The organism is Nonomuraea sp. NPDC048901, assembly GCF_040649695.1.
GTDB lineage: Bacteria > Actinomycetota > Actinomycetes > Streptosporangiales > Streptosporangiaceae > Nonomuraea.
In genome coordinates this window covers 61,560-87,093 of sequence record NZ_JBEZFW010000019.1, presented here as the reverse complement: position 1 = coordinate 87,093, position 25,534 = coordinate 61,560, and the positions used below count along the sequence as shown (strand labels likewise).

General features: G+C 69.6%; 19 protein-coding genes. 4 read left to right on the top strand and 15 right to left on the bottom strand.

The features are described from left to right. Positions 1-6: 6 nt before the first annotated feature. From AB0C30_RS45705 to AB0C30_RS45695, 3 genes are all read right to left on the bottom strand, one after another. The gene (locus AB0C30_RS45705) at positions 7-1,599 is read right to left on the bottom strand and encodes an alpha/beta hydrolase (protein ID WP_357956033.1); all 1,593 of its coding nucleotides are present in this window, start codon (positions 1,597-1,599) and stop codon (positions 7-9) included. 120 nt (positions 1,600-1,719) lie between these two features. Further along, entirely contained in the window at positions 1,720-2,145 is a 426-nt protein-coding gene (locus tag AB0C30_RS45700) for a nucleoside deaminase (protein WP_357956030.1), read from the bottom strand. A gap of 11 nt (positions 2,146-2,156) precedes the next feature. Then, positions 2,157-3,011, bottom strand: coding sequence for an LLM class flavin-dependent oxidoreductase (locus AB0C30_RS45695; RefSeq protein ID WP_357956028.1), 855 nt, complete (start codon positions 3,009-3,011; stop codon positions 2,157-2,159). A 93-nt stretch (positions 3,012-3,104) separates the two neighbouring features. Here AB0C30_RS45695 and AB0C30_RS45690 point away from each other — a divergent pair, with 93 nt between their 5' ends. After that, positions 3,105-3,560 (top strand): Lrp/AsnC family transcriptional regulator, encoded by a 456-nt coding sequence (locus AB0C30_RS45690; protein ID WP_357956026.1) that lies wholly within the window; start codon positions 3,105-3,107, stop codon positions 3,558-3,560. Here the strand turns inward: AB0C30_RS45690 and AB0C30_RS45685 are convergent. From AB0C30_RS45685 to AB0C30_RS45635, 11 genes are all read right to left on the bottom strand, one after another. Beyond that, positions 3,539-4,720: a DUF418 domain-containing protein gene (locus AB0C30_RS45685; protein ID WP_357956024.1), complete on the bottom strand. Its 1,182-nt coding sequence runs from the start codon at positions 4,718-4,720 to the stop codon at positions 3,539-3,541. The two genes, AB0C30_RS45690 and AB0C30_RS45685, sit on opposite strands and share 22 nt — an antisense overlap. Positions 4,721-4,798: 78 nt before the next feature. Further along, positions 4,799-7,618 carry a hypothetical protein gene (locus AB0C30_RS45680; protein WP_357956021.1) on the bottom strand — a complete coding sequence of 940 codons (2,820 nt, stop codon included), beginning with the start codon at positions 7,616-7,618 and terminating at the stop codon, positions 4,799-4,801. Between the two features lie 8 nt (positions 7,619-7,626). Continuing rightward, entirely contained in the window at positions 7,627-8,943 is a 1,317-nt protein-coding gene (locus tag AB0C30_RS45675; RefSeq protein ID WP_357956019.1) for a hypothetical protein, read from the bottom strand. Further along, positions 8,936-9,739 (bottom strand): polysaccharide deacetylase family protein, encoded by an 804-nt coding sequence (locus AB0C30_RS45670; RefSeq protein WP_357956016.1) that lies wholly within the window; start codon positions 9,737-9,739, stop codon positions 8,936-8,938. Before AB0C30_RS45670 ends, AB0C30_RS45675 begins: the two co-directional genes overlap by 8 nt. Further along, a complete protein-coding gene (locus AB0C30_RS45665; protein WP_357956014.1) occupies positions 9,739-10,677 on the bottom strand; it encodes a glycosyltransferase family 2 protein in 939 nt (312 codons plus the stop codon). The genes AB0C30_RS45670 and AB0C30_RS45665 overlap by 1 nt, the downstream gene beginning before the upstream one ends. Before the next feature lie 11 nt (positions 10,678-10,688). Then, positions 10,689-11,522 carry a glycosyltransferase family 2 protein gene (locus AB0C30_RS45660; RefSeq protein ID WP_357956012.1) on the bottom strand — a complete coding sequence of 278 codons (834 nt, stop codon included), beginning with the start codon at positions 11,520-11,522 and terminating at the stop codon, positions 10,689-10,691. Positions 11,523-11,672: 150 nt separating this feature from the next. Beyond that, positions 11,673-12,791: a GNAT family N-acetyltransferase gene (locus AB0C30_RS45655; protein ID WP_357956009.1), complete on the bottom strand. Its 1,119-nt coding sequence runs from the start codon at positions 12,789-12,791 to the stop codon at positions 11,673-11,675. 8 nt (positions 12,792-12,799) lie between these two features. After that, positions 12,800-13,168 carry a hypothetical protein gene (locus tag AB0C30_RS45650; RefSeq protein WP_357956007.1) on the bottom strand — a complete coding sequence of 123 codons (369 nt, stop codon included), beginning with the start codon at positions 13,166-13,168 and terminating at the stop codon, positions 12,800-12,802. A gap of 368 nt (positions 13,169-13,536) precedes the next feature. Next, entirely contained in the window at positions 13,537-15,081 is a 1,545-nt protein-coding gene (locus AB0C30_RS45645; protein ID WP_357956005.1) for a sigma-70 family RNA polymerase sigma factor, read from the bottom strand. A gap of 181 nt (positions 15,082-15,262) precedes the next feature. Beyond that, the gene (locus AB0C30_RS45640) at positions 15,263-17,038 is read right to left on the bottom strand and encodes a substrate-binding domain-containing protein (protein WP_357956003.1); all 1,776 of its coding nucleotides are present in this window, start codon (positions 17,036-17,038) and stop codon (positions 15,263-15,265) included. A 134-nt stretch (positions 17,039-17,172) separates the two neighbouring features. Next, positions 17,173-17,745, bottom strand: coding sequence for a cation transporter (locus AB0C30_RS45635; protein WP_357956001.1), 573 nt, complete (start codon positions 17,743-17,745; stop codon positions 17,173-17,175). A 211-nt stretch (positions 17,746-17,956) separates the two neighbouring features. Here AB0C30_RS45635 and AB0C30_RS45630 point away from each other — a divergent pair, with 211 nt between their 5' ends. From AB0C30_RS45630 to AB0C30_RS45620, 3 genes are all read left to right on the top strand, one after another. Then, complete coding sequence (locus AB0C30_RS45630; protein WP_357955999.1) at positions 17,957-18,730, top strand: DUF4184 family protein; 774 nt, start codon at positions 17,957-17,959, stop codon at positions 18,728-18,730. Next, positions 18,678-19,538 carry an RNA methyltransferase gene (locus AB0C30_RS45625; protein WP_357955997.1) on the top strand — a complete coding sequence of 287 codons (861 nt, stop codon included), beginning with the start codon at positions 18,678-18,680 and terminating at the stop codon, positions 19,536-19,538. Before AB0C30_RS45630 ends, AB0C30_RS45625 begins: the two co-directional genes overlap by 53 nt. A gap of 257 nt (positions 19,539-19,795) precedes the next feature. Then, entirely contained in the window at positions 19,796-22,342 is a 2,547-nt protein-coding gene (locus AB0C30_RS45620; RefSeq protein ID WP_357955995.1) for a M4 family metallopeptidase, read from the top strand. Between the two features lie 46 nt (positions 22,343-22,388). Here the strand turns inward: AB0C30_RS45620 and AB0C30_RS45615 are convergent, their stop codons facing one another. After that, positions 22,389-25,301: an AAA family ATPase gene (locus AB0C30_RS45615; RefSeq protein ID WP_357955993.1), complete on the bottom strand. Its 2,913-nt coding sequence runs from the start codon at positions 25,299-25,301 to the stop codon at positions 22,389-22,391. Between the last annotated feature and the right edge of the window lie 233 nt (positions 25,302-25,534).

Below are 25,534 nucleotides of genomic sequence, written 5' to 3'. Positions count from 1 at the left end.
TCGCCGTCAGTGGACCGGGCGGCCCGTGATGGACCGCGGGGAGTCCTGCGGGGCCAGCGTCGTCGCGGGCGGTTCCGTCGGGAACTGCGTGGCGCAGTGCGTTCCCGGCGCGGGCATGGTGCGGTTGATCAGGTACTTCTCGATGTAGTCGCGCGCACAGGTGCTGTTGCGGAACTGGCCGTGGCCGACGCCGTCGTACTCCAGTACGACCGAGCGCGGGATCTGCCGTGCGGCGGCGTAGTTCCAGGCCGCCGGAGTGGCCACGTCATCCTTCGCCTTGATGACCAGGATCGGCGGAGTGCCGCTGATCTTGAGGCGATGCTGCGGGTTGGACGTCTTGCCCTGCCAGTTGAGGCAGCTCATGACGTCGGTCCAGAACGGGGAGAGCTCCGTGTGCGGGGCGATGGCCTTGAGACGGCGCTTGTAGGCGTCGAGTTCGGCGAAGCTTCTGATGTTCCACTTCCAGTCGGAGCACCAGATGACCGGGTAGGCGTAGTTGACGCCCTCGGCGGTCGACGTCGAAGCCTCGGCCGAGGCCTTGGCCGTCGATTTCGCCTCCGCCGATTCCGCGGCCACCGGCTTGTCCGCGACCTGCTGCTCCGCCTGGCCGACCGCCAGCGCCTTCAGCCGCTCGGCCAGCGGGAAGAAGCCCGTCGACGGCTTGTACATCGGCTCGAACACCTCGATCCGAAGCTCCTCGTCCGAGATCACGGCGCCGGTCTCCGGGTCCTTCAGGGTGCCGGCCCTGGCCTTGGCCAGCAGGCCGTCCAGGACCGCCGTGGCGTCCTGGCCGTGCAGCGCGCAGGCCGCCGTCTCGCCGCACCACTTCGCGAACGCCAGGTAGGAGCCTTCGAGGTCCTCGGTGGCGGTCTTCATGTACTGGTAGGCCGAGGTGATGCTGTGGTCCATGTTGGAGTCGATGGCCATCGCGCGCAGGTTCTTCGGGAACATCTCGGCGTACTGCTGGCCGACCTGCGTGCCGTAGGAGATCGCGAAGAAGCTGATCTGGCGCTCGCCGAGCGCCGCGCGGATCGAGTCCACGTCGCGCACCACGTTGGTGGTGCCGACGTGGTCGAACAGCGGGCCCGTGCGCTCGCGGCAGTCCTTCGACAGCTTGGCGTTGAAGGCCAGCCAGTTCTGATACTCCGCCTCGTTGGCCGGATAGGTGAGCGGGGTCTCGTTGACCACGTCCTCGCCGCACAGAATGGGCGTGCTGCGGCCGACGCCGCGGGGGTCCACGCTGACGATGTCGAAGTACTGGCGCAGCGGGCTGTCGTCGGGGATGCCGCGGCCCATGATGTACGCGTTGAGGCCGGATCCACCGGGACCGCCCGGATGCACGAACAACACGCCCTGCCGCTTGGCCGGGTCGAGCGCTTTCAACCGGCCGATGGCCAGGTCGATCTTCGCGCCATCGGGCTTCGCGTAGTCCATCGGTACCTTGATGGTCGCGCACTCGCCCTTGTACGTGGTGCCACATTCCGCCCAATCGATCGCGGTCGATGGGGCTGCCTGCGCTGTCTGGGCTGATGCCGCTCCGGCGAGCTGGGTCATCAGCGCGGCACCGGCCAGTGCCGCGGTGAACAGTCGTAACCTCACTGTCTATCCTTCCCATGCATCAAGCGGGCACATCGGCGCCGATGTGCCCGCTTTGATCATCCTGGCGGACGACAGTGTGGTTTGCGTGGCTTTACTGGGCTTGTTGATGAAATATGAGCACTAGACGTAGTAGCCCTCGACCGGGGCCCGAGCCTCCTCGTACAGTGCCGGTCCGTCGAGTCGCGCCCCGGTGTTCCCGGCGGGTGGCTTGAGGCCGCCGAGCTGTTCGGTGGACAGCGCGAACACCACCCGCCCGAGCCTCGACCGCTCGATGGCGCCCGTGCACATGCCGCAGGGCTGGCAGCTGGTGTACATGACGGTGGTCGCCGCGGCCTCGGGGCTGAGCTCACGGGCCGCCCAGCGGGCCAGCTTCAGCTCGGGGTGCGCGGTGATGTCACCATCGCTGATGGAGGTGTTGACGTCCTCGGCGAGCACGCTGCCGTCCGGCCCCACCAGGAGCGATCCGAAGGGCGGGTTGCCCGCCGCCCGCGCCTTGGCGGCCAGCCCGATGGCCCGGCGCAGGAACTGCTCGTCGTCGTGTGTCATGGTCGCTCCGTTCATAGGTGGTTCGCGTGAAGGTCCCAGGAGGCGGCTACGGCCGCGAGGGCGTGCCAGGCCACCTCGGGGTGGCACGTCTCCTGCGGGTCGCCGTCGAAGGGGTCGAGGACGACGGTGTCCGCGCCGAGGAGGCGTAGCTGTTCGAGGTCGTCCACGATCTGCTCGATCGTGCCCTCACCGGCGCGCCGCTCGGGATCGGTGATCGGGGACGTGGTGAGCCTGAGGATGATGCGGGGTGCCTGGGCGGGCATCGGGCGGCCCTGCTCGTCGGCGAGGGACTTGAGCCGGCCGAAGGCCTCGCGCAGCCAGGGCAGGGTGCTGCGCAGCGGGTGCCAGGTCTCGCCGAGGCGCACCGCGCGGCGCAGGCCGGCGTCGCTGTTGCCGCCGATCCAGATCGGCACCGGCCCGCCGCGGTAGTCCGCGCCGTCCGCCCAGGCGGCGCGCAGCGCGTCGAGGTATTCGTCGGTCAGCGCCCCGCGCCGGTGGAACGGCATGCCGAGCGCCTCGAACTCCTGCCGCGCCCACCCCACGCCCACGCCGAGGACCAGCCGCCCGCCGCTGAGGTCGTTGAGGTTGGCGGCCATCCGGGCGACGAGCAGCGGATGCCGGTACGGCATGATCAGCACCGTGGTCCCGAGCCTGATCCGCTCGGTGATGCCCGCCAGCCAGGCCAGCGTGGTGAAGGGCTCGTAGAACGGGGCCGGATACTGCTGGGCCACGTCCGGTGTCACTACCACGTGGTCCGACAGCATCAGCAGGTCGTAGCCGAGGCCCTCCACCGTCCGCGCCCAACGGCGCAGCACGTCGGGGTTGGTGCCTGGTCCGAAGTTCGGGACGTTCACGCCTATTCGCACCCGTGCAGGCTAGCTAATGGGTCATAGCGGTAGGAAGGGAGTTCTCCCTGCGCACGGGACGATTGGCCGGGGAATTGCCGGTATTTTGGGCCGATGACCGAGAGCCTTGACGCGACGGACTGGGCGATCATCGCCGAGCTCCAGAGAGACGGGCGCGTCGCGCTCACCGAGCTGGGGCGGCGGGTCAACCTCAGCTCCTCCGCGACGACCGAGCGGGTCAAGCGGCTGGAGGCGGTCGGCGTCATCACCGGCTACCGAGCCGAGGTCGACCTGGAGAAGGTCGGCTACGCCGTGCTCGCCGTGGTGCGGCTCAAGTATCCAGGCAGTCGGCACGAGCCGCTGCATCGGCTGCTCGGTGAGCGCTCCGAGATCCTCGAATGCCTGCGCACCACCGGCGACGACTGCTACCTGCTGAAGGTGGCCGCGGCCTCCATGGCCCATCTCGAACGGGTCGTCGACGAGCTCGCCCAGTTCGGCAGCACCACCACCAACCTGGTCTACAGCCGGACGCTGCCCTACCGGGGGCCTCAGGCGCGCGCCGACTTCTGATGAGCGCCCCGCTGGCCGGGCCGGCTCCAGTACGTCACGGCGCGGAGCAGCCATTCCACCGGCCCGTACCGGTGCCCACGCAGCCACCAATGGCTGAGGAAGACCTGCGCGACGAAGACGACCAGCGCGATCACCACCTCCACAGGTGGGCTGACGCGGTCCACGAGCGCCAGGCCGTACCCCGTGAAGATCAGTGAGCAGATGAGGGACTGCCCCAGATAGTTGGACAGCGCCATCCGGCCCGGCGCCGCCAGCGCCCGTCCGATGCGCGGCAGGTGCGGCAGCAGCCGCAGGAACGTCGCCGCGTAGGCGGCGGCGAGCAGGGGAGCCGTGACCAGGTCCACGGCCTCGCCGAGGAACTTGTTCACGCTGCCGTGCCAGGCCGACAGCGTGTAGACGAACGCGCCGCCCAGCCCGACGGTGAACCCGAGCCACTGCAGCCGGCGGAGCGTGGCCGTGTGCGCGGACACGTCGCGCAGCACGCCCAGCTTGCCGACCGCCAGACCGATCAGGCAGGCGGCCAGTACGGCCGGACCCTGGAAGAGCACGCGCAGCACGACGATGAGGGAGAGCTTGCGCAGGTGCTCGCCGATGATCTGGAAGCCCGAGCCGCGCAGGGCCGTGTCGGAGTGCACCGCCTCCGCCACCCCGTGCGAGACCGTCCCGGCCGTGTCCAGACCGACCATCGCGAGGACGGCCAGCAGCACGAAGCCCAGGGCCAGCATGGAGGTCAAGGCGATGGCGAGCATGACCGCGGTCTTGGGCGAGACCTTGCGGAGCAGCAGCAGGGCCAGGCCGACCGCGGCGTAGGTGGTGAGGATGTCACCCGGGAACAGCAGCACCGCGTGGGCCAGCCCGATCAGGAACAGCCCGGCCAGGCGGCGCAGGAACATCGGCACGAACGCCTTGCCCCGCCGTACGGCCGAGTCGACCTGCAGCGTGAAGCTGTAGCCGAACAGGAAGGAGAACAATAAGTAGAACTTGTTCTCCATGAACAAGGTCACGGTCCACCGCACCGCCCAGTCGAGCGGTGAGATGAACGCGGGCTCCGCCATCCCGGCCATCCGGTAGCCGGACGCCAGAAAGGCGATGTTCACGACGAGGATGCCGAGCAGCGAGAAGCCGCGCAGGGCATCGACCGAAGTGATGCGTGTAACCATGGATCGCCCAGGGGAAATGGCGGGGTGTGTCCTCATCAGCGAACATCATTCCGCAAAACCTGTGGGTTTCCTGTGAATCTAGGTATTTGATGCGATATAGATAAATCGCTCGATGATCACGCCCACGGCCACGGCGAATGCCGGGATGGCCACCCACAGCAACCGCCGGCGCGCCTTGACCGCCCGGTTCGGCCCGTTGAGCCGGATCACCTCGTAGCCGAACAGAGTTACCCAGGTCACGGCCAGTGCCGCGAGGCCGACCGGCGTCCAGGGCGAGGTGGGGTCGCCGCGTCCTGTGTACGGGAGGGGTTCCGGGATCTCGGTGCCCTTGACGAACTTCTTCCAGGTGTACAGAGCGGCGTCCTTGTTGGCGTAGACCCTCTTGACATCCGGCGAGGCGTCCAGCGCGGCCCTGAACCTGGGACCCCAGTCTGCCGGGAAGCCCTCGTTGAGCTGCAGGTAGGCGATCTGACCGGTGCTGACGGCGAGATAGGTGTTGCGCGGGCTCGCCTTGAGCGTCGCGACCGCCTTGGCGATGTTCGTCGGATCCTGGTAGACGAGCGCCTGGCCGTTGAAGTTGACCAGTTCGATGTCCTTCTCGCCCCACGGCAGCGTCGGCGTGACCTCGGGACCCTCCTTGGCCGTCAGGTAGAGGACCTTGGCGCTCGGCTTGTCGTGCGCGTAGATGTAGTGCATCGCGGCGACCTCGCCGGTCGTCACCCGCTCGAACTTCTCGTTGCCATAGCGGGCGATCAGGAACGCCCCCGCGAACACCACCGCGAAGCAGGCCGCGAGCACGACCGACAGCTTCCTGGTCAGCTCGGGGTTGAAGCGGACATTCCGCTTGCGCATGGGCACGGTCTCTTCGCGCACGTCCGCGCTGTCGGCGGGCAGGTTCGGGAAGAACGCGTACGCGGCCAGCAGGCAGGCGCCGGGCAGCGCGAACATGTAGATGCGCAGCCCGATCTCGCCGCCGTAGCTCTGCAGCCCCAGCGCCAGCACCGGCACACAGAGCAGGATCAGCGCCGCCCGGTCGACCACCCCGCGCCGCAGCCGCCTGAACAGGCCGGTCGCCGCCAGGGCGAGGATCACGACCAGGATGCCCAGCCGCGCCTGCAGCACCATCGCGTGCGCCGGGTCGCTGCCCGCGATGCGGTCGCCGGTGTTGCGCTGCAGGTTCGTCAGAATCCGGCCCAGGCCGCCGAAGATCGCGTCGATCTGGCCCGCCCAGAAGCCCACGGTCTCGTAGCTGATCCAGGCCAGCACGGCCAGGCCGAGGAAGAACGGCAGCGCCCAGGTCAGCTTGGTCCGCTTGAAGATGAGGAAGGCCGTCACCACGCCGAGCATCATGAACGGCGTGATCTGGTGCGAGGCCGTCGCCGCGAAGAACAGCGCGAGCAGCATCAGCAGCATCAGCAGCCGGTCGGCCCGGAACGTGCCGGTGTTGGCGATCTCGCCCGGCGTCATCGCGTCGAGACGGCCGAGCAGCTTGCGCAGCCCCTTCGGCGCGATCGGCTTGGTGCGCGGCTCCACCCGCCCGAACCAGCGCAACAGGATCGCGACAAAGGCCAGATAGAGCGCGAAGGTAAAGCCCTGCGGCGAGAAGTAGTCCTGCCCGATCCACTGCACCAGCACGAACAGCAGCGCCGCGTACCAGCGCGCCCGCGTGGTGGCCACCACCTGGCGCAGGATCAGCACGAACGGCAGCAGGTAGAGCAGGTTCGTCAGCAGCGGCGTCCACTGGAGGATCGTGGTCATGTCGCTGATGCCGGCGGCCTTCGTCACGAAGGCGAACAGCGCGAAGTAGCCCGGCCAGCCCATGCGGGCGTCGATGCTGATCGCGGTCTCGCCGGTCCGGCCGATGAAGTCGACGAAGCCCGCGTGGATGTACGCCGTGGGGAACCTGGGCTCGCTGGCCACCAGCGAACCGGCGCCGTGCAGGGCGAAGGTGATGACGGCGATCTGGAACAGCAGGAGGAACTTACGGTCGGTGCTCTGGGCGACGGTGACGAAGAACGACACCAGCATGATCAGGATCGCGGCGAACGCGCTGGCCGGGAGGGCGGCGATCAGGCCGAGACCGTTGATGTCGGCCGGGTCCACGCCGCGCAGCGGGCCCGGGGCCACGCGCAGGGCGAGGACGTACATGATCAGGCCCTCGACCGTGAGCAGCGCGGGGAGCCACATGGGCGCGCTGCGCCCCAACTGCCGCAGCCGCTCGCCCAGGCCCCTCGCCTTGGCGGGGGCGGGTTCGGTAGCGGCGGGTGCCTTGGCCGGAGGCTTGGCCGGAGGCTTGGCCGGGGTCTTGGTGGCGGTTGAGGCGGGGGGTGGGGCGGGGGGCTCGACGGGCGTTTTCGCGGGAGCCGGGGGAGCTTCCACGGCCAGACTCGCGACCGGGGCGGCCGCCACCTTCGTCGGCACGGTCCCCGCGGCATCGTCATCCGCGGCGGACACCGCCTCGTCCGCGGCCGGACCCTTGGCGCCCTTCGGCTCCTTCGCGGCCTTGGGCGCCTGCGGGCCCTCAGCCTCCTTCGGGTCCTTGGCGGCCTTGTGCTCCTGCGGGTCTTCGGGCCGCTGCGGGTCCTCCGACTCCTTCGCATCCTTGGTGTCCTCGGGGGCTCTTGGCGGCGAGCCGATGTGGAGGGTGGCGGGCAGGCGGATGGCGGGCAGGGTGCCCGTCTCCGCCTCGTCATCACCGTCGTCGTCACCGTCGGCGACGTCCGTGGCGGGGCCGGTCGGGCCCTTCGGGACCGGCGGCCGGGGGATGATGCCCGTGGCGTCCGGATCGAAGGGCACGCCCGTTTCCCCCTCTGCCTCGGTGCCGTCCGTGGAGTCGCCCACGTGCTCGGAGGAGCCCGTGATCCCCGTTGTCATGCCATCGCCGTCGCGTTGCCTCACGTTGACCATCATGCGGCCCCGGACGACCCCTGAGTGACGGGAGTCCGCCGTGTATCGCCAAGAATGAGTATTTTGCGAAGAGATTTGAAGATCAAAAGTGCCATCAAAGTCTCGCTGAGCAACAAGCCGTACCCAACGGCGTTGACTCCGGCGAACGGGAACAGCGCCAGGATCGACACGAGAACGAGCACCGCGAGCCCGATCTGCACGAAGGCCAGCTGCCGCGCGTCACTCCGCGCCCGCAGCACGCTCAGATAGACCTCGATCAGCACCCGTGGCAGCACGGCCAGCGCCATGAGCCGCAGCAACGTCGTACCCACCGCCGCGAAGCCGTCCCCGAAAACGCTCAGGATGAGGGGCGCGCCCGCGAGCACCACGACGATGATCGGTACGATGATCATGAAGGCTCGCTGCAGCGCCCGGCGGCAGTTCTCGGCCAGCTGCGACCGGTCGAAGGAGCCCTCGACGGTCAGTGACACGGCCATGTTCATGGCCAGCAGTTCGATCATGCTGGCCAGCGTGTGCGCCATCGAGAAGCGGCCGAACGTGGCCTCGTCCACCCGGGTCGCGACGACGGTGGGCACGAGGTAGACGATGGCCAGGATCGACAGCGTGCCGGGGAAGTCGCCGGCCAGGAACCGGCCGATCTCGCGCAGCCGCGGCGGCTGCTGGACGGTCTCGGTCCGCTTCATGTGCCGGGGGACGATGACGCCGAAGATCAGCCAGTTGACCGGGATCAGCGCCAGCGCCGTCGGCACCATCCAGGAAGTGAAGATGCCGCCGTCGGGCAGCGCGCCGGCCATCGCGATCAGCAACCCCATCTTGGCCAGGCCGAAGACCAGGTTGTTGAGCGGCACCCAGGTGGCGTTGCGCAGTCCGGTCAGCACCACGTCCTGCAACGTGAACACCGACCAGACCAGCACCGAGCCGAGGAAGAACAGGCCGGGCCCGAACGCGCCGAGCACCGAGTAAGTGCGTCCCCACAGCGGCAGGGTCAGCAGGAAGCCGAGTGCCGCCACGCCGCCGGTCGCCGCCGCCAGGCCGTACCCTCGCAGGATGAGCTCGGGGATGCGGCGGCCCGCCAGCGGGAGAAAGCGGGAGAGCGCGCCCACCAGGCCCAGCGCGGTCAGCGACGCGAACAGCCGCATCGCGGTGATCATCGCCTGGCCCCGGCCGAACTCCTCGGGCGTGTAGAAGTGGGCGGCCAGCAGCCAGTAGCCCATGCCGAGCGTCGCGGTGATCGCCGTGTTGGCCATCAGCGCGTAGCCGTTGCGGAACAGGGGGTTACGAAGGTCGCGCAGGACCCTCCCCCAGAGGCTAGACATTTCCACGCACCCGCTGCAGGCCGTACCTCGTGCGCCTGACGATCGCGTAGCCCTTGGTGAGGACCCGTTCCTTCAGGTAGATCAGGGGCACACCAGTGCCTTCGACGGCGCGCTTGAACATGCTGATGGACGTGTGCCGGGCCACGGTCAGCCGGGGGATGGCCAGCATGTCGTGACGGTCGGCGGCGATCGAGTTGTTCACCGCGCAGGCGGCGAAGTAGCCGGCCTTGCGCACCTCGCGGCGTACGCGGGCGCTGGAGTAGCCATAGGGGTAGGCCATGGTGGCGACCGGCGCGCCGATCTTCTCCTCCAGCAGGCCCTTGTTCTTACGCAGCTCCTGGCGCAGCTCGTCGATGTGGAGCTGGTCGAGCTGCGGGTGGCTGTGGCTGTGGCCGCCGATCTCCATGCCGGCCTGGGCGGTCTCGCGGGCCTGGCCCCAGGTGAGCATGTCGTCGAGCGGCCGGCCCGCGGCGTCGTCGCCGGCGTCCGCCACCCAGCCACTGGTCAGGAAGACCGTGGCCGGGAACTTGTAGCGGTCGAGCAGCGGCAGCGCGCGGCTGTGGAAGTCGGCGTAGCCGTCGTCGAAGGTCAGGACGATGGGTTTGTCCGGCATGCACCTGCCGTTGTTCTTGTTCAGTGAGGCCACCAGATCGCCCAGCGTGAGCGGGGTGAACCCGCTCTCCGACAGGTAGGCGAGCTGCTCGTCCAGGTCCGACGGCCGTACCGAGTGAGGGAGTGTCTCCTCGTTCGGGTCGTCGGCGACAGAGTGGTACATCAATATCGGTACGCGGATCATCAGCGCACTGCCTTCAGTCGTGCCGAGCCGATCAGGTAACCCCAGGTGGTCCAGGCCAGGCCGACCACGATCGCGGCGGCCCGGCCGAGCCCGCCGACGTCGCCCCGGAACGCCTCGCCGACGCCCCGCAGCGCGCCGAGCGGCAGCGTCTTCAGCGCGTGCGCCCGCTCACTGGCCAGTCCGTCCTGGGTGCCCACCTCCTGCGTGACCAGGGCCTTGGACAGTCCCTCCGCGTAGCACCTGGATCTGAAGTAGGCGAATCGCTCGCGCTGGCGCGACACCTTGTGCCCGATCAGCGCGCGCGGCTCGAACAGCATGACCGAGCCGGGCTTGCGCTGGCTCAGCCTGATGCAGAACTCGGTCTCCTCGCAGCCCAGCGGCCGGCTCTTGCGACCCTGCACGCTGCGCCCGATGCCGCTGTGGAAACCGCCCACCTCGGAGACGACCTCGCGCAGGAAGGCGGCGTTGCCGCCCATCACATTGCGGATCGGCGCTCTCACCGCGGGCATGCCGCGATAAGAGCAGCCGACCGTCCAGTCGAACTCGTAGGGGAACCAGCGCGGCCTGCGCTGGGACGCCCACAACGGCTCGGTGCGACCGCCCACGCCGACGACACCCGGTTCCTGGAAGCCCTCCTCCAAAGCCTCCAGCCAGCCGGGATCGGCGACGGCGTCGTCGTCGAGGTACGCGACGATGTCACCGGTGGCCGTGGCCACGCCGGTGTTCTTGCCGCCGGACAGCCCCTTCTCGTGCGTGTTCTCCACCACAATGGCCTGTGGGTAAGCACGCTTGAGTTTCAGGTGCAGGTCCGGGTTGTAGTCGACGACCAGGATCAGCTCGTACGGTCGTCGCCGCTGATTCTCGACCGACTCGACGGCTTGCCTGATGTCCTCCCACCGCTCGTCGGTGTATACGCAGATGACAACAGACGTCTTCACAACGGACCTTCTTACGCGACACCCCGGTCCGCGGCCGGAGCAGTGGCGGGCTTGGGCTGCGGAGGGGCGGGCTGGCGGCGCCACTCTCGCAGGATGGTCTTCAGCACACGCATGCCGTCACGCACGACGCGCAGGTTGCTCTCGCCGTGGATCCGGTTGCGCTCGTGGCTCGGCACCTCGTGCACCTTCAGTCCGGCCTTGGCGGCGCGGACGTTCAGCAGCGTTTCCACCTCGAAACCGTCGCAATCGAGGTCGAGCACCTCGAGGTGGCGGGCCCAGAAGGCGTTGTAGCCGTAGCACAAGTCGGTGTACTGCGTGCCGTACATCATATTGACGATGCTGGTGAGGACCTTGTTGCCCAACCGGCGGCCGAAGGTCAGGTCGTCGCTGCCGCCACCGGCGGCGTAGCGCGATCCCTTGACGAAGTCGGCGCCGGTCACCAGCGCACCGACGAACGTGATGATCTCGTGGCCGTCGGTGGAGCCGTCGGCGTCGATCATCACGATGATGTCGCCGCTGGCGGCGGCGAAGCCGGCGGCCAAGGCGTCACCCTTGCCCTTGCCGGTCTGGGTGACCACCTTCAGGTTGGGCCGCAGGCGTCTGGCCACCGCCACGGTGTCGTCGACGGAGTTGCCGTCGACCAGGATGATCTCATCGATCCACTGGGGCAACGTGGCGAAGACATGGGGCAGGTTGTCCGCCTCGTTCATGGCCGGGACCACGACGCTCACCGTGGGAGAGATGGCCAGGTGAGGCGTGACCGGGGTGAAACGCTCAATAGGTGGCATCGATCGCAGCGGCGCGATCTGCACTTTGCCGTTGTGCTTGGTGATGTCGGGACTCATGGTGAGGGAATTCCTTCCGAGACCCAGCACACTGGCCGGACGCAGCCACTCCCGGGTGCAGGAGGAATGGCGGTGCTGCGAACGGTGCATGAAGGGTCCACTGGGAGCGAGGGTTGCGCGGGGATTGCTAGGGCTGTACGGGTGGGAGCGCTAGCGCGCTCCCGTTGGTTCCTTGACGACTGCGTTGGATGACTCCTGGTGCTGCAAAGTGCTGCGCACCCGACCGAAACCCTTCAGGACTCTGTCGGCTGCCCTATAGAGAGACGGCCGGTCCATGACAATTGTTCGGGCTTTGTTGAAAGGAGTTCTGCCCATCCAGTGCACCGCCGCCGACGCGGAGGGTCTGGAGACCCGGCCCTCGGCGACGTACAGCACCCCACTCTTGAGCCAGTCCTTGTATTCCTTGCCGCCCTTGCCCATGTCCACCATGTGCAACCCGGCCGCCGCGGCGGCCTCTGCCATTTGCAGATGGTGCACGATGCCCGGTGAGTACCGGGCGAACTCGGTGTCGTAAGCGGGGAACCACCCGACGAGCGTGGTGGCCGTGCGCAGTCCAAAATGGCCGGCGACTGGCACGTCTCCCGCGTACAGCATGGTCAGGACACCCGAGAAGTCAGCCGACTTCTCGGCGAACATCAGGTCGATCAGCTCGACGATCCAGGGCTGGGCGAACCGGTCGACCCGGCCCGTCCGTCTGTACTGGTCGGACTTCCACGCGAGCAGGGTGCGCAGCACCTCCGGATCGGCCGAGGCCCATTCGAAGCGCAGCCCACCGTGCTCCCTGCCGAACTTGCGCTCCTTGTAGCGCACGGTCTTCAGGTTCTTGGGGGAGTTGGTCTTCACCTGCTGGAGCCAGGCGTCGAAGCCCTGGGTGAAGTCCATGACCGGCGCCGGGCGCACGTCGCTCTCGTAAGGAGCGAACGTCGGCTGCCCCGCGACCAGGTGGTCGAAGTCGAAGACGCTGAGCTTGCAGGCCCTCAGCAGCGCGCGGGCCTCTAACTTCAGGTCCGGCTCGGAGATCAGGCCATGGCAGGTGGTGAGGAAGCCGCCGAGCGGCTTGCCGATGCCGAAGCTGTGGCGCTCGTACGGGAAGAAGCCGGCGATGCCGGTCTCGTCCTGGATGACCGCGACCCGGACCCGATCCCGCAGGCGGTCCATCGCCAAGGCGAATTCGACGGAGAGGAATGGGTTGTCCAGGCTCGGGTCCGCCTTCTGAAGCGCCCGCCACCTGGCCCGCTCGGACTCGCCGAGGTCTCCGGGGCGAACCACTGTGATGTTCACCTTGGCCTGGCCCCCTGTTCGGTCTGCATGTTCTTCCCCCGGTACAACACGCGAAGCACGTACATGAAGCCTCCGAGCACGGCGACCGTTGCCACACCGGCCCGAGGCGACCATGCGTTGAACTGCAGCATGGCTTGGGCGAGAAGCACGTTAAGCACGAGACTTGCCGCAGCTCCTACTGATAGTGCGGCAAGCGGGTCACGATCACGCAACAGTCCTACGACTGCGGCTCCTGGCACCACCAGAAGGAAAAGAGAGATGAGGAGCGGGCGCAGCGGTGTCTGGATGTCGAACAGCGCGATCACCGCTCCCGCGATGCAGGCGAGCGCGAGGAGCCACGTCAGCGCTCTGCGGTGCTTGAGCATCTACTTGTCTTCTCTCCTGGGGCCTAGCTGGGTAAAGGCGCGATTGATCGCATTTCATGGGACCAATGCACCCGTGGACACGTCAATGCCGACGCTTGGCGACGCGCTCCGGTTTACCGGCAGGCAGATATTCTTCGTGTGTTTTTGAACACACGGTCATACTCCGGCCTCCGTTGCGGTCCCCAAACCACAAGGATGCCCTACTTGCGGCAAGATCTTCGAGCTATGGTCCGTTTTATCCCCACTTGTCACGTAAGTGTACTCCGGGCTCAGCAGTCACTGGCGTGGGGGCGGGCCATTTGACGACCGGGAGTCAGAATTTCCTGCCTTATCAGGCGGAATATCATCCCGAGTAACCATGTCACACATCAGGAGTCGTGGGGCGGGTCTACCTGGACGTTGTCCACGGACGTGCTCTGCGTCGGCCCGCTGGGCGTCTCGCTCGGCTCGGGACCGCTCGTCGGCTGGTCCGTGGGCGGCTCCGGGGTCTGCTCCGTGCCGCCGTGCCACGACAGCGAGCATTTCGCGCCGCCGCCGTTGGAGCTGAAGGACACCGAGCCGCTGCCACCGGTGCCGGGGTCGTCGACCGTGACCCAGATCGCCATCGAGCCGCCCGCCTTGATCGACCCGCTCGCGGGATACACCTGCAGCCCCGCGGACGCGGTCGCGCGCCAGGCGACGGTGGCGTTGCGCGCGGTCAGCCCGATCTTCGCGGCGTCCTCGACACCGTCCGGGCAGGAGGTGGCGAACCGGGCGCCGCGCACGGTCTGCCGACGGGTGGCCGTCGGGGCGGCCGCGGGCTTGGTGGTGGCTGGTCTCGTGCTCGGCACCCCGCTGCGGGACGCTGTGGGCGACGGATCAGGCGTGGGCGTGGTGTCGTCCTCCGACTCGGGCTCCGGCGTGGTGCCGGTCAGGTCGTCAGGAGAGCCGGTCAGGTCGTCAGGAGAGGCAGCGGGGGAGGCCGAGGGGGCGGGGGCCACGCGCAGCGCGGTCTTGGCGGGGTCGCCGCTGTTCATCGCGACCATGGCGCCGGTCGCCGCGAGCACCGCCGCGCCGGCCAGCAGCACGGGCCCGAGGCGGCGCGGCCGGCGGCGGCGCGAGCGCCGCTCGACCGCCACCGGAAATCCCGTGCGGTCGAAGCTGTCACCCCGGTCGGTGATCAGCGTCCGGGTCTGGTCCCGCTCCGGGTTGACGCAGGTGTCGACCACCCTGCGGCGCAGCGAAATGGGGGGATAGGCCACCGGCACCATGTCGAGCAGCCGGGTGGCCGCCACCTGCCGGTGCCGCCCCTCCGTACACACCTCGCACCCTGAGATGTGTCCCGACAACCGCCGCCGCAGCAACGAGGTGAGCGGCCCTTCCCACGAGTCCAGCATCGCCGACAGGTCAGGACAGTGCGCCCGCCCGGTCCTGGCCAGGATCACGGCGGCGGCGGCGTTCTCCAGATGATCGCGGGCCCGGCCGAGCCGGGCGGTGGCCTGGCGAGAGGTCAGCCCGAGCACAGCGCCGACCTCCGCCGGGGTGAGCCCGTGACGCAGTGACAGCTCCAGGACCTCGCGCTCGTTCCTGCTCAGCTCCCCGAGCGCCTCGTGCACCAGCGCGGCGAGCTCGGGATCCTCCGGCTCGTCGAAGACCGGCAACGGAACGCTGTCGGTCTTGGCCGAGCCGCTCCTGTGGGCCAGCCGGGCGACAGCCTGGAACCTGGTCAGCGCGTACAGCCAGGCTCTCAGCCGGCCGGTCTCCTTCAACCGCGAGACGCACCCGTGCGCGGTGACGAGCGCGTCATGTACGGAGTCGGCCGCGGCGTCGCGCTCCCCGGTAAGAGAGCACGCGTAGTCGTGCAACCGCTCGGCATAAGCGTCATAGAGCTTGGCCGCGCCTTCGACGGCACCCATCCGAAGCGCGTCGACCACCTGCTGATCGTCACCGCGGTCAACAGCCGGCCATCCAGACACGTTTCCTCCCCGCTGGTCGAGGGCGGAAGCCCTCACGGCGGGTAGGACGCCTCCCCGCGCGAGCGGGGTTACCACAGCGTGCCAGTCCATGCCCAACTGGCATGAGCTGGGAAAACGGTGTCAGATGTGACTAATGGGGTCAGCCATCGCAGCGCGGCGCGCAGAGGCGGCGCTGCATGCCCTGGAGGAAGAAGTCGCGCACCTGCAGCACGTTCTTGGCGATGTAAGCCTCGCCACCGGTCGCCTGCGCGAGCGCGTCCATCTGCTGCTTGCCCTTGGGCGCGTCCGGGCCGAAGGCGATGAGGAGGATGCTGACCGGGCGCTTGGGGTTATACGTCTTCTTGAGATAGTTCAGGATCTGCTTGTTGCTGAGCCCGCCGTCCGGATCGTCGTTGCCGGCGCCGTCGGTGAGGATCACGATCGTGTTGATCTTGTCTTCCTGGTACGACTTCGTCATTTCCGCGTACGCGGCCTTGAGCGTGTCGTTCAGTCCTGTGTCACCCGTGGCCTTGGCCTGGGCGGCCCCCAGTTGCCGGCCCAAGGCGTCCTTGCGGAGCACGCCGTTGACGCTCTCGCTGAGCGGCCCGACCGAGACCACCTCGCGCCAGTCCTTGCCCTGTCCGTCGAGGTGGGTGGAGAACGCCCACACCCCGATCTCCGCGTCGGCGGGGAACAGCCCGAGCCCCTCGACGGCGATCTTGCCGATGGCCTGCATGCGGGTCATCTTCGTGCCGGGGACGGGCAGTGCCATCGTGCCCGAGACGTCGAGCAGGGTGAGCAGGCGGGTGCCGAGGTTCAGCCGGGACCAGGTCTGCGCCATGCTCACCACGGTCTTGTCGTCCGGGGTGGGCAGCGGTGTCGGCGGGGCCGGGGTGAAACCCTTGTCCTTGGACAGGGCGTCGCCGGCCTTGCCGTCGGGTGTACGGAAGCCCTGCTCGCGCAGCGTCCGGTGGGCCGACTCGGTGCCGAGCTCCTGCTTGAACGCCGCGGCCGCCTTCTGCGCCGCCGCGTCCTTGGTGACGATCACGAGCGGGTAGTCGAGGCTGAGCGTGCCTTCGGCCGGGTAGAGCGGCACCACCGGGGTGTCAGGCTTTTTCGTGTTGTGGAGGTAGATGGTCTGCTCGGACGTGACGCCGATCGGGACCTTGCTCCCGGACTTCACGGTCAGGCTGGCCAGCAGCGCGGCCGGGTCGGCGACGAGCTGGCCCGACAGCTCCTTGAGCGCGCCCACCAGCGCCTTGCTCTGACCGGCCTGCTGGGCCGAGCCGGCGGCGGCCAGCAGCGCGGCCATCCCGGCCGAGTTCTTCTGCGGGTCGAGGGCCAGTACACGGACCTTCTTACCGGGTCCGTCCGGATTGGCGACGTTCGCCGCCGCGATGACGCCCGCCCAGCTCGGCTGGAGGCTGCTGGCCAGCTTGGCCGCCGCGGCCTTGGCGGCCACCAGCACGACCGGCGAGGTGGCGATCGAGCCGCTGGACTCCGGCAGGGCGGCGCCCGCGGCCTGGCCGCGGAGCCTGGAGACGACGAGGCTGGAGTCGGCCACCCACAGGTCGGCGTTGATCTTGCCGGCGGCCAGCGCGTTCGCGGTCCGCGCCGCGGCCTCCTTGGCCACCGTCACCTCGACGCAGCGGCTGTCGATCGAGTGCATGGCCTTGTTGTAGTTGCCGGCGATCTTGTTGAGCGCGGGCTGGATGTCCGGGCTCGCGACGACGCGCAGTGGCAGCTTGCCGTTCGAGCAGTCGTGGTCGCGGTTAAAGATGACGAACGCCGCGACGCCCAGCAGCACAGCGAGTGCGACCGCCCCGGCGAGCGGGACGAACACCTTGCCGCGGCCACCACCGTTCCCACGCTTTCGGGGAGTCGGTTCCTGAGCTTGGTAGCCGCCGTCGAGCTCGTCTGTGCGGTGTCGCCCCACGATGTCCTCTTCGGTGTGTCGGGACCTTTCGGAGACCCTAGCGGGAGATGCTCCGCAATACTTCCGGAACGATACTCGGTGCGCTTACTGTGGCAAAACAGCCCGTTTGGTGCGACGATTACCTGGTGTGACGGTCAATGGCAGCATGAGTGACCGCGCCAGGCCCGAGTTCCCTCCCTCGTGGCGACCGCCGCCAGAGCCAACGCCACCACCGGATCGACCCACCACCAGCCGAGCGTGTTCAGCCACAATCCCGTCAGGACGCCCGCGGCCATCGCGGCGCAGATGAGGTTCTGGGTGCCTTCCCCCGAGGTCGCGGGGGACCCGAGCCGCCGGCCGAGCCGCCGCTTGACCAACCCCAGCACCGGCATGCTGGCCAGGCTGACCGCGGTCACCACGATGCCGAGCGCGGTCGGTACGGCCCGATGGCCGGCGTCGAGATCGTGGGCGACGTGGATGACCAGATAGGGCGCCAGCAGCCAGAAGCTCACCGCGACCGCCCGCCCCGCCCGGCGCTCCGCGCTCGGCGACAGCGTGCGCGAGCCGGTGAACCGCCACACCACGATCAGGCTCGCCACCGCCTCCACGAGAGCCGACAGCCCCCAGCCGATCAGCGCCACCGAATGCGCCCCCAGCCCCGCGGCCAGCCCGAGCGTGCTCTCCACCGCCAGCCACACGAGGGTGAGCACCGAAAGGGAGCGAGCCACGCGCGCAGCGCGCAGCCAGGCGGCTGACGCGGCCGGATGAGCGTGAACTCGCTGTTCAGGCACCTTGAACCCCCGAATCCCGACTCCGGCCGTCGACAGCGATAAGTAAGCTACCCATTACTAATGGTGACCTTAGGGTCTACGAGCAAAGCTTGTTCAAGGTTCGCGAGGTAATCTTCGAAGATCAGCTACGGGGGAGGAGTTGGGGCCGGTGCCGTTCACGCCCAGTCACATCGCGGCGGTGCTTCCCCTGGTGTCGTCGCCCCGATTCCGCAGGCTGGCCAACCCATGGGCGCTGGCGATCGGCGCGATGGTCCCCGACCTGCCGATCTTCCTGCCGTTCCTGCCCGACTACACCGACTGGCACTCCTGGCGCGGCGTCGTCACCATCGACCTGGCCGCCGTACTCATCCTGCTGGCCCTGTTCCATCTCTTCTTCCGCGAGCCGCTGATCTCCCTGCTCCCACCCGCCCTCGCGGGCCGCGCCGCGACCCTGCTCCCGCCGCGCCTCCGCGACCTGCCGGCCATCCTGGCCGGCGCCCTGATCGGCGCCGCCTCCCACGTCCTGTGGGACTCCTTCACCCACTCCACCGGCCCCGGCGAGTGGGGTCCGTGGCTGGGGGTGTCGGTGTTCGGGGTGATCAGGCTGTTCCGCCTGCTCCAGTACACCTCCTCAGTGGTGGGCCTGGCCATCGTGGTGTGGTGGGCCTGGCGCGGCCTCACCCGGATGGGCGCCGCGACCGTCCCCGACCGGCTGCGGCTCCACGCGGGCGTACGACGGGCGGTCCTGGCCCTCTGCATGGCCGGCACCGTCGCGGGCGCCTTTCTCTGGCCCCTGGTCGACGAGCCCGTCCCCCAGCTCGGCATCGCCAGCGTCATCACCAAGGTGGGCGCGGGCACGCTCGTGGGCCTCTGCCTGGTGCTCAGCTGCTATGCGGTGGTCTGGCAGGTCATGCGCCTCATGGCAGTATCTGAAGGTGCCTGACTACGTAACGGACCCCGCCGACCCACGCCTGACCGACTACACCCGGCTCAGGGACGTGGACCTGCGCAAGAGCCTGGAGGCGGAGCGCGGCCTGTTCGTGGCCGAGGGCGAGAAGGTGATCAGACGCGCGATCGGCGCCGGCTACCCGATCAGATCGGTCCTGACGACCCCGCGCTGGCTGGAACCGCTGGCGGACGTGCTCGGGGACGCGACGGTGTACGTGGTGAGCGACGAGACCATGCTGGGCGTCGCCGGGTTCCAGGTGCACCGGGGAGCGCTGGCGTCGATGGAGCGCCTGCCGCTGCCGTCGGTGGAGCGGGTGCTGGCGGGCACCTCACGCGTGGTGGTCCTGGAGGACCTCGTGGACCACTCGAACGTCGGCGCGATCTTCAGGTGCGCCGCCGCGCTGGGGGTGGACGGGATCGTCCTGTCGCCTCGGTGCGCTGATCCGCTGTATCGGCGGTCGGTGAAGGTCTCGATGGGCGCGGTGTTCTCCATCCCGTACGCGCGCATGGACGACTGGTACAACGGGCTGGAGCAGATGCGTGACGCGGGCTATCAGCTGCTCGCGCTGACCCCTGATCAGAGCGCCACGCCGCTGGACGCGGTCAAGATGACGGATCGGGTGGCGCTGCTGCTGGGCTCCGAAGGAGACGGGCTCTCCTCGCGGTGGTCGCAGGAGGCCGATGAGCCCGTGTGCATTCCCATGAGCCCGGCGGCCATGGCGGCCGGTGTGGACTCGCTCAACGTGGTGGCGGCGGCTGCGATCGCTTGCCATGGCCTCATGCGCGGCAGTGCCGGGCTCTAGGAGTCGTCTCTCTCGGAGGCTCTGACCAGGGCGGATCGAAAGATCGGTAGGGCTACCGATAAACATACGTATTTGCACACCCGATCGCAGCGCTTAGCGTCTGGCGGCAGCAAGGTCAACGGTTCGGCGCTCAAACCGCTCCCTCACCCACCCCCCTTTCCCGGTCGGTTCCGCGGCCCAGGCGATCCCTGAGGCGGCGTGGTCGGCGTGCGCGCGCACGCCGCGGCGTCCGGGAAACGCCGAAAGGAGCACCACGCGTGAAACGCACTGCCTTAGCCGCCGCGGCTGTGGGACTCGCCACTGCCGCGTCGATGGTTCTCGCCGTCCCCACCGCGTACGCCGCCCCACCCGGAGCCGGCAAGCAGGACTCCGGCGCGCAGGCACGAGCGGCGGCCGACCCGGCCTCCCTCGCCGCGGCGGTCGCCGACAAGGCCGTCTCCAGCGGGCTCGACAAGCTGGCCAAGGGGTCGGACGAGGCGTACAGCCGCGTGTCGGTCACCCGCGGCACCAGCGACATGTACTTCGTCGGCTACGAGCGCACCTACAAGGGGCTGCCGGTGGTCGGCGGGGACGCGGTCGTCGTCACCGACTCGGCGGGGCACGTCCGCGACACCGTCGCGGCCGGGCCGAGCGCCCAGGACGTGCGGACCACGGCCGCGATCAGCGCGGAGAAGGCCACGGAGGTGGCGAAGACCCGGCTCTCGCGCGTCGACGACTCCGCCGCCCCGCGCCTGGTGGTGCTCACCTGGAGCGGTACGCCCACGCTGAGCTGGGAGGCCGTCGTCAGCGGCCTGGTCAAGGGCCGGCCGAGCATCCAGCACGTGTTCGTGGACGCCCGCACCGGCAAGATCGCCGACTCCTACGACCTCGTACGTGAGGGCAGCGGCAACGGCTACTACTACGGCCAGGTCACCATCAACACGAGCGGCTCCGGCAGCTCGTACTCGATGACCGACACGACCAGGCCCGGCATCCAGTGCGGTGGGCAGGGCGGCACCGCCTACACCGGCACCGACGACGCGTGGGGCAACGGCAGCGGCACCAACCTGGAGACCGGCTGCGTCGACGCGCTCTACTCCGTCCAGCGCGAGTGGGACATGCTGGGTGCCTGGCTCGGCCGCAACGGCATCAACGGCAGCGGCAGGGGCTTCCCCGCCCGCGTCGGCCTGGCCGACGTCAACGCCTACTGGAACGGCAGCTACACCAACTTCGGCCACAGCCAGGACAACGCCCGGCAGGCCACCAACATCGACGTGGTGGCGCACGAGTTCGGGCACGCCATCTTCCAGACCACGCCCGGCGGGGCCGGTTCCGGAAACGAGAACGGCGGCATCAACGAGGGCAACGGTGACATCTTCGGCGCTCTCACCGAGGCCTACGCCAACAACCCCAACGACCCGCCGGACTACCTGGTCGGCGAAGAGGTGGACCTCGTCGGTGACGGGCCGATCCGCAACATGTACAACCCGAGCGCGCTCGGCGACCCGAACTGCTACTCCTCCTCGATCCCCAGCACCGAGGTGCACGCGGCGGCCGGCCCGCTGAACCACTGGTTCTACCTGCTGGCCGAGGGCAACAATCCCGGCGGCGGCAAGCCGACCAGCCCCATCTGCTCCGGCGGCCCGTCGTCGGTGACCGGTGTCGGCGTGCAGAAGGCCGGCCAGATCTACATGGGCGCCCTGAACCGCAAGACCTCGAGCTGGCGCTACACCAACGTCCGCGCGGCCTCGGTCGCGTCCGCGATCGAGCTGTTCGGCGCCAACAGCGCCGAGTGCAACACCACCAAGGCGGCGTGGAGCGCGGTGAGCGTGGCGGCGGCGACGGGCGAGCCCGCCTGCGGCACGTCCACCAACGACTTCTCGCTCTCGCTCAACCCGTCGACCGGTAGCGCGCAGCCCGGCCAGCAGGTGACCACCACGGTCAACACGCAGACCACATCCGGCAGCGCCCAGACGGTCACCCTGACCGCGTCCGGGCAGCCCACCGGTGTCACGGCGAGCTTCAGCCCGTCGTCGGTCACCTCCGGCAACTCCTCGACGCTGACCCTGTCCGTCGGCTCCTCGGTGGCGCAGGGCTCCTACCCGATCACCGTCACCGGTGCGGGGTCGGCCACGCACACCGCCGTCTACACCCTCCAGGTCGGCACCGCGACCCGCGACTTCTCGATCTCGGCCAACCCGACGTCCGGCACGGTGCAGGCCGGCTCCGCGGCCACCACCACGATCGGCACCACCACGACGGCGGGCACCGCGCAGACCGTGAACCTGGCCGCGACCAGCGGTCTCCCCACGGGCGCCACGGCCGCCTTCAACCCGGCCTCGGTGACCTCGGGCGGATCGTCCACCCTGACGATCTCGACCGCGCCGACCACGCCCGCCGGCTCGTACACGGTGACCGTGACCGGCACCGGCGTGACGGCGACGCACACCACGACCTACGCGCTCACGGTGCAGAGCACCTCGGGCGGCAGGACGTTCACCAACGGCACCGACTACACCATCAACGACTTCAGCACCATACAGAGCCCGATCACCTCCACGGCGACGGGTACGGCGGTCTCGCCGGTCAAGCTGTCGGTCACCATCGCGCACACCTGCGCGGAGGATCTCGACATCCGGCTCCGCGGGCCGAACGGCACGTGGTACTCGGTCGACAGTTCCGGCGGCACCAGCTGCACCTCGTACGGCACCAGGACGTACTCGGTCCCGGTGAGCCAGCAGGCGGCGGGCACCTGGGTGCTCGAAGTCACCGACGACTACTTCCTTGACACCGGGCGCCTGGACACCTGGAGCATCACCCTCTGACACACGACACCGAAGCCCTGGCCGGTCATCCGGCCAGGGCTTCGGCTCATGGCGGGAGAGCCACTTCGTTACGGGTGCGGACGCCGAGTTTCTGCAGCACCCGCGCCACATGGGTGTCGACCGTGCGACGTGACAGGAACAGCACCTCGGCGATCTCCCTGTTGGTCCGGCCGAGCACGACCAGCCTGGCCACCTCGCTCTCCCTGGGCGACAGCACCCCGCCGGCCGGCTTCCGCCCCCGGCGCGGCCGGCCGCCCGCGCCGATCTCCCGCAGCAGATGGCGGCAGCGTGCCGCGTCGTGGGTGGCGCCGAGCGCGGTGAAGCGCTCGTCCGCGTGAGTGAGGATCTCCGCGGCGGCCGCCCGGTCGCCGAGCGCGAGCCGCGCGCCCGCCTCGGCCTCCGCCGCCCGAGCCGCCCCGTACGGCCTGGGCATCGCCTCGTAGGCGGCCCGCGCCCGACCGTAGTAGCGGGCGGCCTCCTCGAACCGGCCGCCCGCTCCGGCCAGCGCGCCGCGCGCCGACTCCAGCGCCGCCTCGGCCGCCGGCGCGGTCGTGCCCGCGACGCCCGCCGCGAACTCGGCCACCAGCTCGGCGGCCTGGGCGCAGTGCTCGGCCCTGAGCAGCGCGGTGACGGTCGCCGGCACCACCTGCTCGCCCCACACCCACACGCCCTTGCGCCGCAGCCTGGACACCGCGCTGTCGGCCTCCGACAGCGCGTCCTCCACCGAGTCGCGGGTCAGGTGCAGCTCGACCAGCCCGCCGGAGGCGGCGGCCGCGACCGGGAGGAAGGCCGAGTCCGGCTCACGCGGGCCGGCCGCCTCCAGGTGCTCGCCGGCCTCCTGCCACTCGCCCCTGGCCAGCGCCAGCATGCCCAGGACCAGCCGGGCGTCCACGCTGAGCAGCGGCGTCTCGGGGGTCATCTCGACCGCGGCGAGTGCCCGCTCCCGCAGGCCGTCCCAGCGTCCGGTCAGCCAGTCGAGCTTGATCGACGACACCTCGACCAGGTAGGCGGGGTACAGGGCGCCGGTCTCCCCGGCGATCCGCCTGCCCTCGCGCGCGAACCGGCCGGCCGGGCCGTAGTGGCCGAGCGCGGTCGCCGCGTCGCACAGGTTGGAGTAGCCGCGCGCGGCCTGCCTGCGTATCGCCGCCGACGGATCGCTCACGGGCAGCGTGTCGGCCAGCGCGAAGGCGTCGGGCGCGCCCACGAGCATGGCGAAGGTGACCTTGTTGACGTACACCGTCGCCGTCAGTTCGGGGTCCTCGTCGGCGACGGTGACGAGGAGGCTCTCGGCCTGGTCCATCCACTTCTTGTGGGTGGCGATCGGCTCGCCGCCCCAGGCAGGCATGGCCAGCAGCGCCAGCCCTCTGGCGGCGATGCCGGGCCGGCCGGTCAGGTCGGGGAGCGCGGCGAGGACCTCCTGGCGTCCCGCCGCGATGTCGCCCGCCTGGTTGGCCAGCAGTACGCCCAGGTTCAGCCTGGCCTCGCCGCGGACGTCCCCGGTCAGGAAGTCGTCCGACAGCAGGCGGCGGAGCATCCGCACGGCGCGCCGATGCGAGAGCCCGATCGTCGCGAGCCGGCTGAGCCGGAGGACCAGCGGGCCGCGGGCCTCGCGCGGCAGCTTGGGGTCGGCCAGCATGCCCTCCAGCAGTTCGACCACGAGCGGGACGTCGCCGAGCGCCGCCGCCTGGTCCGCGGCGGCGACGCCGTGTCTGCGCCACGCCTCGTACTCGCCCGCGCGCCTGGCATGGTAGGCCAGCTGTACGAGCGGCGGCGGGTCCAGTGCGGCCAGTGCCGCCATGGCCCGTCTGTGGGTGAGCTGCCTGTCGGGGCCGGGGATCGCGTCGTAGACGGCCTGCTGGGCGAGTGCGTGGCGGAAGCCGTACTGGCCGTCGGGGTGCTCCAGCAGGACACCGGCCTTGAGCGCCTCGCGCAGGGCGGCCCCGGCGGGGGCGATCGTCGGTTCGTCGGTGGTGCTGGAGATGGCGGCGATCGGCGGTTCGTGGGCGGTGTTGGAGACGGCGGCGATCAGTGATTCGTCGGCGGGGAGCTTGAGCACGGCGGCGGCGTGCACCGCGCGCAGCGCGGGCGGCGACAGGTCCGCGAGCCGCTCCGCCATCGCCTCGCGGAGCAGCAGCGGCACCGCGACGCGGTCGAGCGCCTCCGGCTCCTCCACGCCGCCGGGGAACTGGCCGTCGCCGTCGAGCAGCGAGCGGACGACCTCCTCGATGAGGAACGGTACGCCGGCGGTCCGTTCGCGCAGTCTGGCGGCGAAGCCCGCCGTCACCTGGGGGTGGCCGAGCAGCGTGCTGGTCAGGGTCCTGACGGCCTCGACGTCCAGCGGCTTGAGCGAGATCACCACGCTATTGGCGCCCGGCGGATGCCGGTAGGCGTGGCCCAGCGGCAGCCCGGTCACGGGCAGGTCCTCCCGCCGGAAGGTCACCACCAGCGCCAGGCCCTCGGGCGGTTGCTGGGTGAGGAACCGCAGCAGGTCCCGGGTGCCGTCGTCGGCCCAGTGCAGGTCCTCCACCACCAGGACGACCGGCGCCGCGGCGTCCAGCAGCGCGTGGACCGCGCGGAACAGGCGGTGCCGCTCGGCTCGCGGGTCGTCGACCGGCGGTAGCGAGGGCGGCAGGTGCCCGGCCAGCTCGGGGAGGTAGCCGCGCAGCGCCCCCGTCACCGGGTTGAGCGCCTCGGTCCCGGGCAGGGCGGCGGCGACGTGGCGCAGCGCGTCGAACACCGGGCCGTACGGGAAGGGCTCCCTGAGCTGGTGGCAGTGGCCGAGCAGCACGGTGCGACCGCCGTCGCGCAGGACGTCGATGGCCGCCCGCGCCAGCCGAGTCTTGCCGATCCCCGCCTCGCCCTCCACCAGGGCCACGGCGGGCGGTCGGGTGATCGCGCCGAGGAGTGCTCGCAACGGCGCTTCGCGTCCGACCATCGCGGGACTGGCGACACTCGTCATCGGCGTCTCCGAGGGTCCGGGTTTGGTGCCCGTGCCGGAATACCGTTATCTACTACCAGTCATCTACGGTCAACCCTCGCTTTACTGACATATCATCCTTTAACGCTATAAAGCGGACGGGCGGGAGGGGTATCGGCGCTCGGCTCAGCGGGCGCGCTGAGGAGGCTGTGCGCGTCCCGATGGGCCCGGGCCACTGATCGCTCCGTCGGCCGAGCCTCGCCGAAGATATGACC